Annotated in this window: 20 protein-coding genes; 1 reads left to right on the forward strand and 19 read right to left on the reverse strand. The window is 35.6% G+C overall.

All coding sequences use genetic code 11. The features are described from left to right. Positions 1 to 3 precede the first annotated feature (3 nt). The 10 genes from glmU to metG form a co-directional block, all read right to left on the reverse strand. Positions 4 to 1359 (reverse strand): bifunctional UDP-N-acetylglucosamine diphosphorylase/glucosamine-1-phosphate N-acetyltransferase GlmU, encoded by a 1356-nt coding sequence (gene glmU / locus KYI10_10910; protein QYA32813.2) that lies wholly within the window; start codon positions 1357 to 1359, stop codon positions 4 to 6. Positions 1360 to 1544: 185 nt separating this feature from the next. Next, positions 1545 to 1913, reverse strand: a complete 369-nt coding sequence (gene spoVG / locus KYI10_10915) for a septation regulator SpoVG (protein ID QYA32814.1) — start codon at positions 1911 to 1913, stop codon at positions 1545 to 1547. Between the two features lie 40 nt (positions 1914 to 1953). Continuing rightward, a complete protein-coding gene (locus KYI10_10920; GenBank protein QYA32815.1) occupies positions 1954 to 2328 on the reverse strand; it encodes a RidA family protein in 375 nt (124 codons plus the stop codon). Between the two features lies 1 nt (position 2329). Next, on the reverse strand, positions 2330 to 3169 hold the full coding sequence (gene purR / locus KYI10_10925) for a pur operon repressor (GenBank protein QYA32816.1): 840 nt from the start codon (positions 3167 to 3169) through the stop codon (positions 2330 to 2332). Positions 3170 to 3226: 57 nt separating this feature from the next. Beyond that, positions 3227 to 4078, reverse strand: a complete 852-nt coding sequence (ispE, locus tag KYI10_10930; protein ID QYA32817.1) for a 4-(cytidine 5'-diphospho)-2-C-methyl-D-erythritol kinase — start codon at positions 4076 to 4078, stop codon at positions 3227 to 3229. 122 nt (positions 4079 to 4200) lie between these two features. Continuing rightward, positions 4201 to 4464 (reverse strand): Veg family protein, encoded by a 264-nt coding sequence (locus KYI10_10935; protein QYA32818.1) that lies wholly within the window; start codon positions 4462 to 4464, stop codon positions 4201 to 4203. A gap of 98 nt (positions 4465 to 4562) precedes the next feature. Beyond that, complete coding sequence (rsmA, locus tag KYI10_10940; GenBank protein ID QYA32819.1) at positions 4563 to 5453, reverse strand: 16S rRNA (adenine(1518)-N(6)/adenine(1519)-N(6))-dimethyltransferase RsmA; 891 nt, start codon at positions 5451 to 5453, stop codon at positions 4563 to 4565. Next, positions 5453 to 5998: a ribonuclease M5 gene (gene rnmV / locus KYI10_10945; protein QYA32820.1), complete on the reverse strand. Its 546-nt coding sequence runs from the start codon at positions 5996 to 5998 to the stop codon at positions 5453 to 5455. Before rnmV ends, rsmA begins: the two co-directional genes overlap by 1 nt. A 97-nt stretch (positions 5999 to 6095) precedes the next feature. Continuing rightward, a complete protein-coding gene (locus tag KYI10_10950; protein ID QYA32821.1) occupies positions 6096 to 6872 on the reverse strand; it encodes a TatD family hydrolase in 777 nt (258 codons plus the stop codon). A 14-nt stretch (positions 6873 to 6886) separates the two neighbouring features. After that, positions 6887 to 8851 carry a methionine--tRNA ligase gene (gene metG / locus KYI10_10955; protein QYA32822.1) on the reverse strand — a complete coding sequence of 655 codons (1965 nt, stop codon included), beginning with the start codon at positions 8849 to 8851 and terminating at the stop codon, positions 6887 to 6889. 296 nt (positions 8852 to 9147) lie between these two features. On the opposite strand from metG, the gene KYI10_10960 reads away from it, so the two are divergent. Beyond that, complete coding sequence (locus tag KYI10_10960; protein QYA32823.1) at positions 9148 to 9435, forward strand: AbrB/MazE/SpoVT family DNA-binding domain-containing protein; 288 nt, start codon at positions 9148 to 9150, stop codon at positions 9433 to 9435. Positions 9436 to 9475: 40 nt separating this feature from the next. On the opposite strand, the gene rsmI is transcribed toward KYI10_10960, so the two are convergent. The 9 genes from rsmI to KYI10_11005 are packed head-to-tail and all read right to left on the reverse strand — an operon-like array spanning position 9476 to position 15799. Continuing rightward, positions 9476 to 10312: a 16S rRNA (cytidine(1402)-2'-O)-methyltransferase gene (gene rsmI / locus KYI10_10965; GenBank protein QYA32824.1), complete on the reverse strand. Its 837-nt coding sequence runs from the start codon at positions 10310 to 10312 to the stop codon at positions 9476 to 9478. Then, on the reverse strand, positions 10309 to 10563 hold the full coding sequence (locus KYI10_10970; GenBank protein QYA32825.1) for a GIY-YIG nuclease family protein: 255 nt from the start codon (positions 10561 to 10563) through the stop codon (positions 10309 to 10311). Before KYI10_10970 ends, rsmI begins: the two co-directional genes overlap by 4 nt. Further along, on the reverse strand, positions 10556 to 11284 hold the full coding sequence (locus tag KYI10_10975) for a tRNA1(Val) (adenine(37)-N6)-methyltransferase (GenBank protein QYA32826.1): 729 nt from the start codon (positions 11282 to 11284) through the stop codon (positions 10556 to 10558). Before KYI10_10975 ends, KYI10_10970 begins: the two co-directional genes overlap by 8 nt. A gap of 38 nt (positions 11285 to 11322) precedes the next feature. Continuing rightward, positions 11323 to 11658, reverse strand: a complete 336-nt coding sequence (gene yabA / locus KYI10_10980) for a DNA replication initiation control protein YabA (GenBank protein ID QYA32827.1) — start codon at positions 11656 to 11658, stop codon at positions 11323 to 11325. 11 nt (positions 11659 to 11669) lie between these two features. Beyond that, positions 11670 to 12470 (reverse strand): stage 0 sporulation family protein, encoded by an 801-nt coding sequence (locus tag KYI10_10985; GenBank protein ID QYA32828.1) that lies wholly within the window; start codon positions 12468 to 12470, stop codon positions 11670 to 11672. Then, on the reverse strand, positions 12467 to 13390 hold the full coding sequence (locus KYI10_10990) for a DNA polymerase III subunit delta' C-terminal domain-containing protein (protein ID QYA32829.1): 924 nt from the start codon (positions 13388 to 13390) through the stop codon (positions 12467 to 12469). Before KYI10_10990 ends, KYI10_10985 begins: the two co-directional genes overlap by 4 nt. 47 nt (positions 13391 to 13437) lie before the next feature. Beyond that, a complete protein-coding gene (locus KYI10_10995) occupies positions 13438 to 13767 on the reverse strand; it encodes a cyclic-di-AMP receptor (GenBank protein QYA32830.1) in 330 nt (109 codons plus the stop codon). Between the two features lie 33 nt (positions 13768 to 13800). Then, positions 13801 to 14415, reverse strand: coding sequence for a dTMP kinase (gene tmk / locus KYI10_11000; protein QYA32831.1), 615 nt, complete (start codon positions 14413 to 14415; stop codon positions 13801 to 13803). Between the two features lie 13 nt (positions 14416 to 14428). Then, entirely contained in the window at positions 14429 to 15799 is a 1371-nt protein-coding gene (locus KYI10_11005; protein ID QYA32832.1) for an aminotransferase class I/II-fold pyridoxal phosphate-dependent enzyme, read from the reverse strand. Positions 15800 to 15845: the final 46 nt, after the last annotated feature.

Below are 15845 nucleotides of genomic sequence, written 5' to 3' on the forward strand. Positions count from 1 at the left end.
TATTTATTTATCATAATAGCCATCTTTAGTTGTCTGACGCGCACGACCTAGTGCCAGACTTTTTTCAGGTACATCATCAGTAATGGTAGAACCTGCTGCGATAAAGGATTCATCGCCAATTGTAACAGGTGCAACTAGATTCGAGTTGCAACCGATAAACGCATCTTTCCCAACAATTGTTTTAAATTTATTTGTACCATCATAATTGACAGTAATGGCTCCACAGCCTATATTCGTTCTAGCACCGATCTGTGCATCTCCTATATAGCTTAGATGTGACACTTTTGCTTCATCATCCAACTTTGCTTTTTTGATCTCTACAAAATTTCCAACCTTTACATCCGTTCCCAAGAGACTTCCCGGTCTTAATTGAGCAAACGGCCCAATTGTCGTAGAGTCACCCACCTCAGATTCAGCGATTACAGAATGCTTTATTGTTACGTTGTCGGCAATCTTACTATCTGAAATAGTACTACCGGAAGTAATGATGACATCATTACCAATTTGCGTGCTTCCCTTTAACATCACATTCGGTTCAATAATTGTGTCGCTACCGATGACTACATCCGATTCTATGTATGTCGTTAATGGATCAATAATGGTTACACCATTCATCATATGTTGTTTGTTAATTCTTAAACGTAGCGTTTGTTCTGCTATAGATAAATTATATCTATCATTAATCCCTAATGTTTCACTAAAATCTTCAGTGACATATGCTTCAACAAGTTCATTTCTTTCACGTAGTAATTTGATTACATCCGGAAGATAGTACTCGCCTTGTGCGTTGTTGTTATCGACTTGTCCAAGCAGTTCGAATAACAATGCGTTATCAAAGCAGAATGTTCCCGAACTCACTTCATTTATTAGTCGCTCTTCTATCGAAGCATCCTTCTCTTCAACAATGCGCTCTACTGCACCATGTGTATCGCGAATAATTCTACCGTAGCCAAATGGTGTATTTGTCTTAGCGGAAAGAATCGTCGCTTTTGCACCTGTTAATTCATGATGCGCAATAAATCCGGCAATTGTTTCTTCAGAGATTAATGGCGTATCTCCACAAATGACAATTGTTGTTCCTTGTTTACCTTCTAAATGTTCTGCAGCCATTTGTACAGCATGCGCAGTACCAAGTTGCTCACTTTGCATACTGAATAATGATTGATCTCGTAAAGCAGCCTTTACATCTTCGGCACCGTATCCCACAATCGTTACGATTTCAGTAACGTCTGCTTTCTTAATATTATCTATGACATGTTTCACCATCGGCTTACCACAGACAGGATGCAACACTTTGTGAAGTTTCGACTTCATTCTCGTCCCTTTACCTGCAGCGAGAATAACAGCTTGTCTTGTCATCATATGTCCTCCATTTTGAGTGATATTATAGTTTATGATAGAGCATCTTTTCTTAAGTACCCAGTCTATAATATTTTAACATATTTTTTATCTATTTAGGGCAATTTTCGGAAGGCATTGAAAGCAAATTTCGAAAGTGCCAACAATCCATTAAAAAAAAAAAGATAGGCATCTGCCTACCTTTTTTATGCTTTTAAATCTTCTGATAACGCCGTATCTGAATCAGACTCTTCTAATTGTGATGATACTTCACTTGTAGCACTATCAGCGATATCTATAGCACTTGTACCAGGTTCAACCGCTTCTGTTTCATCGTAAACCTTCATAACTGCTTCTTGAATTTCTTGTCGCATTTCGCTGTTAATAGGATGTGCGATATCACGGAATTCTCCATCAGATGTTCGTTTACTTGGCATCGCTACAAAAAGACCATTATTTCCGTCAATTACTCTCAAATCATGTATTACAAACGCTTCATCCAACGTAATGGATGCTAAAGCTTTCATCCTACTATCCGTAACCAACTTCCTCATTCTTACATCTGTGACCTTCATTCTGAATAGCCTCCTAATATAAATGTAAGTTAATGATCGTTTATAGTTTCAGGGCCACCGCTTCAATTTCAACTTTTACGTCTTTTGGTAATCTACTCACTTCAACACAGCTTCTTGCTGGTAAATGGGTATTAAAATATTCACCGTAAACTTCATTAATTAACGGAAAGTCATTCATATCACTAATAAAGATTGTCGTTTTTACCACACTATCCAAATGAGCACCGCTATCTACAAGAACGGCAGATAAGTTGTCCAGCACTTGCTTTGTTTGTTCCTGAACATCTTCACTGACTAATTCACCTTGTAATGTCAAAGGAATTTGACCGCTTGTATAAACCATATTGTTTACAACAACAGCATGACAATATGGCCCGATTGCTTCTGGCGCATTTTTAGAATAAATATTTTTCATGTTAATTTCTCCCTGCTTCAGAAAATTTGTCTAAGCAATTACCTTCTTCAACAGTAAAAGATTGATTATATTCATCTACATTAGATAATTTAACCAAAGAGGTATAGTCCTGAATTAAACGATTCTTAACTTCTTTCGATTCTACTAATACTGTTACCCCTTTTACTGTTGCTTTAAACTCATTCATTAAATTCATGACCCCTGTTATAGAGCCTCCTGCACGCATGAAATCATCAACAACCAAAACTTTCGAACCTTCAGGAAGCGTGCGCTTTGATAATACCATCGTCTCTATCTTTCTCGAAGAACCAGATACATAGTTGATAGAAACCGTAGAACCTTCCGTTACTTTGTTATCTTTTCTTATTACTACAACCGGTAAGTTTAAAATGCTGGCTACTGCATTCGCCAATGAGATTCCTTTTGTCGCTATGGTAACTACTGCATCTATTTCTTCATTCATATACATTGTAGCAATCAGTTTTCCCACTTGCCCAAGCAATCTCGGATTACCCACAACATCTGACATGAATAAATAACCTCCAGGAAGCAGTCTTTCCTCCTCCTGCAACATATTACATAATGTTCTGATCAGTCCTTCGGCTTCATCATAATACATTCTATGTCTGAACGTTACTCCACCACTCGCTCCAGCTGTTGTTGTGATAATTCCAATCTCTTCTTTTTCAAAAGTATCTTTAATAATTTGTACGTCCTCGCTAATTGAAGACTTAGCCTGTCCAAACTTTTCTACAAAGTAGGTTAATGGCACAAGCTCATTTGGATGGCTTAGCAAATAACTCGTCATGTAGACGATACGTTCACTCCTCTTAAATTTCATAAAATCCCTCATTTACGCATGATGTATGTTTAATATACCACAAATGTTCGGTTTTCCCTACCCCAGCATCCTTACCATATATACTTCTTTACAACATCCTTTTAATGCATTGACTACGCTTTTAGCTTGGCGTTCTTTTGCTGCTAATCCATATACAGTAGGTCCACTGCCGCTCATCATAGCAGCATCTGCTCCGGCTTTCATCATCGTTTCTTTAAGCATTTGAATAACAGGATGCATTTCTATCGTTACAGCTTCTAGCCTATTCCCTAAAGAGCGTATCATCTCCAGGTAATCTCCTGCTTCAATGGCACGTCTGCATTTCTCATTTTCAATCTGTTCATGTGCTTGTGATAGATCAAGTGCACTATAAACCTCTTGCGTCGATACACTGATCTCAGGTTTAGCTAAGATTACCCAGCATGAAGGTGGCTTCGGTAAATGTTCAAGTACTTCACCACGGCCTGTACATAGTGTCGTTCTTCCGTATATACAAAATGGAATATCTGACCCAATTTCACTTGACAGTTCTGCTAAAGTTTCAAGTGATAGGTTCAATTCAAACAGTTTGTTCATTCCGCGAAATGTGGCAGCAGCATCACTAGAACCTCCTGCTAGACCTGCCGCTATCGGAATTGTTTTATCGAGCGTAATCGTTACTCCGCATTTTATATTGTAACGCTCTATCATAAGTTCTGCAGCCTTATAAGCTAAGTTTCTATGATCGTTTGGCACGTATCGATGCTCTATTTTGAGTACAATTTTTTTATCTTTTCTCTTCTCAAAAGTCAGTCGATCATATAAGTCTACTGTTGTCATTATCATTTCTACTTCATGATAGCCATCATTTCTTTTATATAGTGTATCTAGTGTCAAATTTATTTTAGCTGGTGCATTCTCATAAATCATATCTCGTCCTCGCTCAATTAATTAATACAGTTATTTTATCACAATTCGATTTCTAAATTGTAGATTGATAAAGAAAATAAAAAATAAAGCATATTCTCTACGTAGAGAATATGCTTCACTAATTATTGTACAAGAAATTCTTCTTGTTGATCATTTACAAATGTAACTTGCACGTTTTCTGTTAAAACGTCCGTGTATGTATAAGACACACGCTCAAAATTATGTTGCTCCTGGTCTAGTTCGACCACGAAAACTGATGGATAAGTTTCTTTAAGCACACCACGACGCTCAATTAACTTTTTACGTCCTCCATTAGCTCTTAATACAATTCGATTACCCAACTGACAGTCAAGAATTTTTTTGATGTCTACTAATGTTTTTGGCATAATGACCCACCTCGCTATGCCCTTCATTTTAGCATTATAATGAAAAATAGTCAATAAAATTTTTAATTTTAACAATTTTATTTTCTGTTGTCAATGTTTTAAATCACCAACTCTGGATACTTTTTCATATTATTTGAAAGTTGTGCATAATCATTTAAATTAAGGCTCTCTCCACGACGTGAAGGTGCTACGCCACTTGCCTCAAGCCATTCAATAATAAGTTCTTTGTGCTCCTTACTATCTTGTATCAAGCTCATATAGTTATTTAAGATTGTCTTCCTGCGCTGGACGAAAGCACCTCTAGTTAACTTAAAGAACAACGTTTCGTCTTCAACATCTACACGAGGGCTCTCTAATGTTGTCAGCTTAACTACGAGAGAGTCTACATTCGGCGGGGGCATAAAGACACCTTTAGGAACAACCATAATACGTTTCACATCCGTATAGTACTGCACTGCAATGGATAATGAACCATACGCTTTTGTTGAAGGGATTGCAGACAAACGCTCTCCTACTTCTTTTTGCATCATCACCACGTAACTGTTAATATTCAAGTTTTTTTCCAGTAAGCCCATTAATATCGGCGTTGTAATATAATAAGGTAAATTGGCCACAACGAAAATTTCATCGCAATGATGTAGATACGTTTCTATAGCAGAAGCTACATCTGCTTTTAATATATCCTCGTTGATTACAGTTACATTATCATAAGGACTTAACGTTTCTCCTAGTATCGGTATAAGTCGCTGGTCTATTTCAAATGCTAAGACTTGTTTCGCGTGTTTTGCTAATTGTTCAGTTAAACTCCCCATTCCAGGACCAATTTCAATTACACCTGACGTCTTATCTATACCTGCAGCCTCAATTATATTTCTGATGACATTTGTATCCACAAGAAAATTCTGGCCAAGACTTTTCTTAAACTTAAACCCGTATCGATCTAATAACTGTTTCGTTCTTGTTGGTGTTGCAATATCGTTATATTCCATTATTCCTCTCCTTTATCATATAGTGCTTGCTTTACATCCTGCTCAGTTATACCGAAAGCATTGAGTCTATGAAATAATTGCTTTCCATTGCAATAACCGATTCTTAAGTACTTGCATACTTGCTTCCTTTTTTCCTTCGCATAAGGACCGATAATTAAGCCGTTATCTACTAAAAACGCTTTACTTACCGTTTCAGAAGTATAATCAAACGGCGTTGATACATGCATTAATGCATCTTGAATTGCTTCAATGGGTGCATGTTCGATACCAATCTTACCACGTTTACTTACAGCAATATCAGCATCAATAAACGCATGCTTTACTGCAGGTACATGACTTTCAATCGTCTTCCTGATTTTATTTCCTGGGTAATCAGGATCTGTAAGTACAATAACACCTCTCACTTCGGCTGCATGTCTAATCGCTTCAATGGTCTCTTCGTTAATAGCAGAACCATTCGTTTCAAGCGTATCACATTCTACTGCAAGCTTTACACGTGTTGTATCATCTTTACCTTCCACTACAATAATTTCGTTAATTTTCATATATATCTATCCTTTACTTTTATACAACTAAATATTATACGTTATATATATATAAAAGACCACGTGAGTAATACGTGGTCTTTATCGCTAAAGTTATTTAATCCCTATTTGCCATTTTAAATAATCTCTCAGCGTTAGCTGTTGTTTGTAGTGCCACCTCTTCTAATGTGATACCGCGTAGTTCCGCAATCTCTTCTGCCACCAACTTTACGTGCATCGGTTCATTACGCTTTCCACGATAAGGATGCGGTGTTAAATACGGCGCATCTGTTTCAACAAGTAGTTTATCGAGTGGTACATGCTTCGCAACTTCTTTAGGCTGTTTGGCATTTTTAAACGTTACAGGTCCCCCTAAAGAAATAACAAAGTTTAGTTTTAATACTTCATCGCAAGTTTCTGGGCTGCCACTGAAGCTATGCATTACGCCGCCAACTTCTTGGGCATTTTCTGATTTCAATATTTCAATTACATCATGAGTTGCTTCACGATTATGAATAACAATTGGAAGTTTCACTTCTTTTGCAAGTTGAATTTGTCGCTTAAATACTTCTTTTTGTATATCTTTTGGAGACTTATCCCAGTGATAATCAAGACCCATTTCACCAATCGCAACAATTTTAGGATGTTTTGAAAGTTCTTTTATCCATTCGTAATACTCATCAGTGAAATCGATAGCATCAACTGGATGCCACCCAATAACACCGTATACGAAATCATAATCCTCTATTAATTTCATTGTCCGTTTAATCGTTTTTTCATCAAATCCCACGACAATCATACGGTCTATTCCATTTTTACGTGCTCTATCAATAACTTCCTGTAAATCTTCATCATATTGGTCTGCGTTTAAATGTACATGTGTATCGATTAACACAAAATCACTCCTATTTATTTAACGATAGAACCATTTTCAATCGTGCTTGGTAAGCTTACAAGTGTTAATTGTCCATCTTTCTCAGCAGAAAGAATCATACCTTCTGATTTCTCACCACGTAGTTCTACCGCCTTTAGATTTGTAACGACTACTACTTTTTTGCCAATGATATCCTCTGGATTATAGAATTCTGCAATACCTGATACAATTTGGCGTTTTTCATTACCTAAGTCTACTTGAATTTTCAGCAGTTTCTTAGCCTTCTTCACGTAATCTGCATCAATAATTGTTGCTGCCTTTAATTCTATTTTATCGAATACATCAATTGTGATTTCACTTTTACCTTCAGCTTCATTTTTCTCAGATACAGGTGGTTGCATTGTACCTTTAATAAATTCCACTTCTGCTTCTACATCTAATCTCGGAAAAATCGGTGTCGCTTTTTCCACTACTTTAAGTTCCGTAATATGTCCATAAGTGTTTAAACTATCAAATTCATAAAGTGCATTGTCTTTTAAATTTAACTGTTCAAAGATTTTATATGGTGCTTCTGTTAAGAATGGACGTAACAATACCGCTGCAAAGCGAATATTCTCAACAAGATGATACATTACGCTCTCTAAGAGTTCTTTTTGGGACGTATCTTTAATAAGAATCCACGGTGTTGTTTCATCAATATATTTATTAGTACGTGAAATTAATTTCCATACTTCTTGTAAAGCAACTGAATACTGCATATTTTCCATCGCATTATCATAAGCTTTCTTAGTTGCTACTGCTAGATCTTCAATTTCTGCATCAACTGTATGCATTTGCCCTTTGTATCCGGTAAGGTTACCGTCAAAATATTTGTTAATCATGGCTATCGTACGGTTTACCAGATTACCGAGATCGTTGGCTAAATCAAAGTTTGTACGATCTATGAAAGCTTCCGGAGTAAATACACCATCTGATCCAAATGGCAGCTCTCTCATTAAATAATAACGAACGGCATCTAGGCCATAACGATCGATTAATATATGAGGATCCACGACATTTCCTTTAGATTTACTCATCTTGCCATCCTTCATAAGAATCCAGCCATGAGCAAAAATTTTCTTAGGAAGAGGTAAATCTAACGCCATTAATAACGCTGGCCAGATAATTGTATGGAAACGCACAATTTCTTTTGCCATAATATGTACATCAGCAGGCCAGTACTTATTAAATTCTGTCTCATCTTCAGATAAATATCCAAGCGCCGAGATATAATTCGTTAACGCATCTATCCAGACGTAAACAACATGCTTCGGATTAGATGGAACTTTAATTCCCCAATCAAATGAAGTTCGTGATACTGCTAAGTCTTCAAGACCTGGTTTAATGAAATTATTCAGCATTTCATTTTTACGTGAAACAGGCTGGATGAAGTCTGGATGTGCATCATAGTATTCAATTAAACGATCTGTATATTTACTCAACTTAAAGAAATAACTTTCCTCCTTGACAAGTTGCACCGGATGCCCAGAATCTGGACTCTTACCCCCAACAATTTTTTCTCCTTCATAAATAGGATCTACAAGTTGCGTTTCAGTATAGAACGTCTCATCAGGTACAGAGTACCAACCTTCATAGTCGCCTAGATAAATATCCCCTTGCTCCAGTAATCTCTCAAATACTTTTTCTACCACAACTTTATGTCTATCTTCTGTCGTTCTAATGAAGTCATCATTAGAGATATCTAATTTTTTCCATAGTGCTTGAATATCTGCGATGATTTCATCTAAATATTCAATTTCAGATTTACCAGCAGCTTGAGCTTTTTCTTGAATCTTTTGACCATGTTCATCTGTACCCGTTAAGTATTTAACATCATAGCCTTGCATTCTTTTATAGCGTGCAATTGCATCTCCAGCTACCGTTGAATATGCATGTCCTATATGTAACTTCCCACTTGGATAATAAATAGGGGTCGTAACGTAAAAAGTATTGTTCGTCATATGAAATCCTCCTCGTCTTTACTTATTAAATATACATAAAATAAAGGTTTTTTTCAATATTACTAATACTTACAATTCGACATGTTTTAAAAAAACATACAAATAATAAACATCAAATAATATTAATTATAATTAACAAACATTACTATTTCATTACAAATTATATATATAACCTTATTCCATTGACTTTGTAAAAAAAAGGTAGTACACTCTAATTAAGACAAATGTCGAACAATTTAATTCGAGTGTCGAATTTACTGATATTATCAAATATACAATTATATGGAGGAAATAAAATGAAATCTACAGGTATTGTAAGAAAAGTTGATGAATTAGGACGTGTTGTTATTCCGATCGAATTACGACGTATTTTAGATATTGCTGAGAAAGATGCTTTAGAAATTTATACAGACGCCGATAAAATTATTTTAAAGAAATATAAACCTAGCATGACTTGTGCCGTGACAGGCGATGTTTCTGAAGATAACTATCTATTAGCTGGCGGTAAACTTGTGTTAAGTAAAGAAGGTATTGCACAATTACTTAAAGAAATCGAAGAAAAAGAAGCGCAAGAAGAAAAATAAATACTATATCCATTAAAAAAGGTGCCGCAGGGCACCTTTTTTAATGTTCAATATGATAAATTTCATATACTTCATTCTTCTTTATATCTCTATCGACTGCGACTTGTTTGATTGCCTCTTTAGATCGCATACCTGTTTCAATATAATGTATCACATGCTCATATACCGTAAGCTCTGCCCACCAATGTACTTTATCCGCTTCGCTTACTGCATCGATTATGATTACAAATTCACCCTTCAAGTTGATTTCATTGTCTAACTTGTTATAGATTTCTTTGACATTAGCTGTTTCTACTTGTTCGAATTTCTTAGTTAATTCTCTTGCAATAGATACTTTTCTTGTTGCATCAATTTCCATTATTGTTTCAATCGTGTGTTTCACACGAAATGGTGATTCGTATATAATCGCCGTATGAGGGAGTTCCATTAAAGTTTGTAACCTCTTTTTCTTCTCCTTATCTTTACGTGGCAAAAAACCATCAAAAATAAATGAATATGAAGCAATGCCACTTGTCATAAGTGCTGAGAGTGCAGCATTTGGACCAGGTATTGTTTCTATTCTAATTCCTTTATCACGACATTCTACTACGAGTTCATAACCTGGGTCACTAATTAGTGGTAACCCTGCATCTGATACAAGTGCGATATGATTGCCGGATACCAATGTTTCAATCAGCTGATCGGTGACTTTATCTTTATTATGTTCATGGTAACTCTTCAGAGGCGTATCAATATTATAATGCATCGTCAAAGTTCTTGTGACACGCGTGTCTTCACAGTAAATACAATCTACTTCTTTTAATATTCTAACCGCTCGAAATGTAATATCCTCTAGATTTCCTATTGGTGTACCTACTAAGTATAATACCCCGGTCATGCTAAGTCTCCTTTTATGAGCTTAAGTTTCTGAGCTCTTGTCATTTGTTTTATCGCATATTCTCTTTGCATAGCTTCTCGTTTTGAATCAAAGCTTTCCTCATATACGCGTTCAACAGGTAACCTTACCCTTGTATATTTCGCACCTTTTCCGCTACTATGTACAGCTAACCTTCTATCTAAATGTGTTGTATATCCTGTGTAAAGGGAATCATCTGCGCATTTCAGAATATAGATATAGTGTTTATCCATAATAAACGCCATTCATCTCTGAACTATAAGTTCCGTCATCGTTATATATATAAAATGGCGGTTGTAATTTCAAATCTGGTTTACCACCTTTAATCCCCTCAACAATAACAGTAATCGCTTGAGTTTTAGATTTTTTGGAGTAAATAGGAATGAGTCGCTTCGGTTCAATGCCTCCGGTTCTCATATCCACAATAACATCTGCTAATCGATCTGCACGTTGAACAATCACCATCTTGCCACCTTGCTTAAGTAGGTGGTTTGCAGCACGTACACAATCCATGAATGTACACATTACTTCATGACGTGCAACACGATGCGCTTCCTTTAAATGTTGATAAGATTGATTCTCCCTGAAATAAGGTGGGTTGCATGTAACGACATCAAATTGACTTGGTAAGAATGTACTACCAACATCTTTGAGATCCATATGATGCATTTTTATTTGAGATATCAAATCATTATACTGGATTGTACGTACTGCCATATCAACTAATGCATCTTGAATCTCTATCGCTTCTATAGTCATTGTTGTACGAGACGACAAGAGTAAAGGTATAACCCCATTACCCGAACAGAGATCAATTATTTGATCCTTCGCACGTAATTGTGTGAAATGGGCTAGCAATAACGCATCTGTTGAGAACGAAAATACATCATCATTTTGAATGATAGATAGATTTTCTTTCAAAAGCTGATCGAATCGTTCATTTTCTTTTAACATTTTTCCCTCCCTAATAAAAAAAGGCCCTTCGCCCTCTTTTATTTGTGATCAGATAATAAATTTAAGCAGAAAATACAGCCTTCGCCCCCACGGTGTTTTCCGAATAAGTCTGTGGGGCATATATGAAAACCCTCTGCGTAAAGCATTGCAAGATTGTCTTTACTTTGCAGTACTTTATGTTTCTTTGGTACTTTCGCCTCTTCTTGTTTTGGTTCATGTATAAACATCTGTAAGTTATCGTTTTCTAAATTTAACGTGACATTTTCCTCAATGAGTTCTACAACCATTGTTTTTAAGTGATCATAGCTTTCATTAATTTGATTAATGTCTTTTTCAAGTTGCGAAAGTCTCATCAACATTTCGTCTCGATTCAATTCTAGCCCCCCTAAACTTCTACTTCGTCAATATGGAATTCAATTGGTGCTTCAATTTCCGGTACTTTTATCTGCATTGTAACATCTAAGATATTAAGTCCGATAACTTTTCCTTTACCATGCGGTGTATCAATAATTGCACCGATATCCGGTAGTTTATTTCTTGTTTCTTCATAATAATCATTTTCATATTTTAGACAGCACATCAACCGCCCACATGCGCCTGAAATTTTCGTGGGATTTAATGACAAATTTTGATCTTTCGCCATCTTAATAGATACAGGCTCAAAGTCTCCAAGATACGTTGCACAACATAGACTTCTACCACAAGGTCCTATGCCACCCAAAATCTTTGCCTCATCTCTAACACCAATTTGTCTAAGCTCTATACGTGTTTTCAAATCATATGCTAAACTTTTTACAAGTTCTCTAAAGTCCACACGTTCGCTTGCAGTAAAATTAAATATGATCTTCCCTTTATCTAATGTGTAAGCTGCATTGACGAGGCGCATATCGAGCTCATGATTTTTAACGTGTTTTTTACATATTTCAAGTGCAATATCCGCATCTACCATGTTCTGTTCATACTTTATAAGATCTTCTTCAGTCGCTCTTCTATGAATAACCGCAACTGGCATTACAACTTCATCTTCATTAATTTCCTTATTAGGTATTACGACGCGTGCTAATTCCATACCACGTTTCTTATGATTGATTACGACATACTCATTCTTATTAAATTGTTCATGCCCTGGACTATAATATTCTGTACGCCCAGCTCTGTGAAACTTGACACCTATAATTTCTATCATGCTCTAACCTCACCTACAATTTTTATTGCCATCTGCTCAAACACTAATGTTGCATTTACATATTGTAATAATTTTTGCTTTGCATTAAGCGCTGCTTCTATCATATTAATTGATTGTTGAATCGTAATTTTTTGACTAATACGTTGTATGGCAACTTCATAATCAGGATAGCTTCTTACTGACTGTTCATTCAGTTGAAGATATAGTATGTCCTGCAGAAATAATTGCACCATATCCAATGCAATTTGTTGATATACGCGTTCTGAGATGTGTGATTGTAATTGTGAAACTTGAATAAGCCCCATCATATCCCCATTTAATAATGTCTGTAGCCAAGTTACAACCTGGCTTCGAACTTCCCCAAAATTTTTCTCTGTATACCAAGAAATTGCCTCGTCCTCACTCATCATTAATTTGGATAATGTCATTAGTAAAGGCGTAGGGACTTGCCCACTTAACGTTAATGAGATATCCTGTCTGTTCTGTACTGAAATATGCTGGCATCGCGAATGAATTGTTGGCAATATTTCATTTGGTGCACTTGTTAACAATAATGCAATTGTATTCCCTGGTGGCTCTTCCAGGAATTTAAGAATGCTGTTCTCCCCTTGTGTTGTCACTTTGTCAAAATCAACGATAATATATACTTTATATGATCCTTCAATCGGCTTTTGGTTCATTTTATGAAGTACTTCTTCAATCATCTCTTTTTTTATCGTAGCTTCATCAGTTTCCATAATAATAAAATCCGAATGATTATGGGCAGCTATTCTAGAATGACAAACTTCATCATCGCCACAAATAATTGCTGAAGCGAAAATGATTGCTTCTTCTTTTAATGCCTGCTTATTAGAACCTTCAAACAAATATGCATGACTGAGCTTATCATTTTTTATTGCTTGCATTAATTGTTGTTGCATCTTAAACTCCTTTAAATATATTGAAAAAGCCGCTTAGCGCAGCTTAATTAAAACTGATGAAATTGTTCAATCGGCATAACAAATACAGTTGCTCCACCAACTTCTACTTCGACTGGGAAAGGAATATATGCATCGGCGTTTCCACCCATTGGCGTAACTGGCGTAATCGTCTGCTCTCTATTTCTGCATTTCATATTGATAAGATTCAATAATTCATCAACACGTTCATCTTCTACACCACATAAGAATGTCGTATTCCCTGCACGCAGAAAACCACCTGTTGATGCTAATTTAGTAGTTCTAAAGTTATGCTTAGTTAGTTCATCAGATAACGTCTGGCTATCTTGGTCCTGTACGATTGCTATTACCATTTTCATATTAAACACCTCTTTATTAAATTATATCATAAATTAATTCAATAACTGATTAATCCATTTCATACTTTCTGATACCACTTGCTCCGGTGACTGTTCAGCATCAATAATACGAATACGATCGGGATACTGTGCGGCTAATATATCATATCCTTCAACTACTTGTTCATGAAAATCAATCGCTTCTTTATCTAGACGATTTGTTTCACGTGAATTATCTTTAATACGATTTAAACCGATTTCTGCACTTACTTTAAGATACAATGTTAAATCTGGATATTTACCTTCAATCGCAAATTCATTAATAGAGCGAATTTCATCCATTCCAATCCCTCTAGCATAGCCTTGATATGCTAATGAACTATCTATAAAACGATCACAAATTACAATTTCCCCTTTTTGAATTGCTGGCAATACCTTTTCAACAAGATGTTGCCGTCTGCTTGCAGCAAATAATAATGCTTCCGTACGATAATCCATTACATTCGCTTCATCTAGCAATATCTTTCGAATGTCCTCACTAATTTTTATACCTCCAGGTTCTCTTGTGCAAACCACATCAAAGCGCGCTATTAATTGATCAGCGATCGCTTTGATTACCGTTGTTTTTCCAGAACCTTCTGGCCCTTCGATTGTTATAAAATAAGACATAATCTTCTCCTAACTATTGATAAACTAAAATATTTCCTTCTTTAATGCCGTGTACCTTTCCACCATTAGATATATACTGTGCTAAGCCCTCAATCGCAGCTTTTTTAATCTCTTCTCCTTGCATAATTAAAGGTATCCCTGGTGGATATGGCACGATTGGCTGAACTGAAAAATACCCTTCACTTTCACTTATAGGAATCCATTTTTTTAAATCAGATTGCGTTCGATAATTAATAACACCATCTGAACTATTTTTGTTTAATAAAATATCATTTTCTTTTATGATAATATCCTTTAAAGCAACATGTTCAATCTTTAATTGTTTTATTCTTTCCAATAACGTTTTAAATGGATATCTATCCCCATTATGCCATAAAGGGAGGATAATCAGTGAAAATTTTCCGTTGCTTAACTCCGTGTATATATGATGCTGTGCTAATAATTCAGCAATTTGAAACCCTGAGAATTCTTGATGGGTTATCATTAATTTTAAAGGATCACTAGGAGTAATCACCTGAAATCCCTTTTTTCTAAACGTATCAATCAATTCTTGACGCCTATGGAAAAACAGCATCTCATCATAATCCAAGTAGAATTGATGCGCGTGCTCTAATCCTAACATTAACATATAAGATGGACTAGAAGATTGAAGTATCGAACACATACGCCACACATCTTCAATATATAGGTTATCTTTTCTAATATGCATCACTGAACTCATCGTAAAGGCTGGTAATGTTTTGTGATATGACTGCACAATGATATCTGCGCCATAGTTAATAGATGAACTTGGAAAAGAAGTAGAAATATCAAAATGTGCACCGTGAGCTTCATCTATTATAGTAACAATATTTCTTGATCGAAAAAATTCTATAACTTTTTTTATATGATATGTTTCTCCAAAATAGTTAGGATAAGTTAATACAACTACTTCTACATTTTTTAGAATATCATGATTAACTTGATCTAAGTCTACACCTGAATATTCATTTGTAGCCTCAGAAATTTTTGTAGGAAGTATATAAGTATTTGCTTTCGCTATATTGATAGCATTAATTATAGATTTATGTGCATTCCTCATAATCGCAATACGATACCCATCTACATGCTGAGATTTATGTAAGAATCCTAATATTGCTGACAAAATACCACTCGTTGTACCTCCAACTAAGTATTTAGATTCGTATAATTGATTTCTCGTTAATTTCTTTTCACTTTCAAGAATTATCGATTCAGGATGATGATAATCATCCATCCCTTCTATCTCCGTCACATCATATTTAAATTGGACTTCACTCAGATGACCAATCGTATTATAATGATGACCCGGTACATGCAATGAAATAGGCTCCAAATTTTCAAAGTGCGTTTTCATTTGATTCAATATAGGAGTATTCAAGTTCATCATCCCTCTTTTGGTTATCTCTATC

The organism is Macrococcus sp. 19Msa1099 (genome assembly GCA_019357535.2).
GTDB classification, from domain to species: Bacteria; Bacillota; Bacilli; order Staphylococcales; family Staphylococcaceae; genus Macrococcoides; species Macrococcoides psychrotolerans.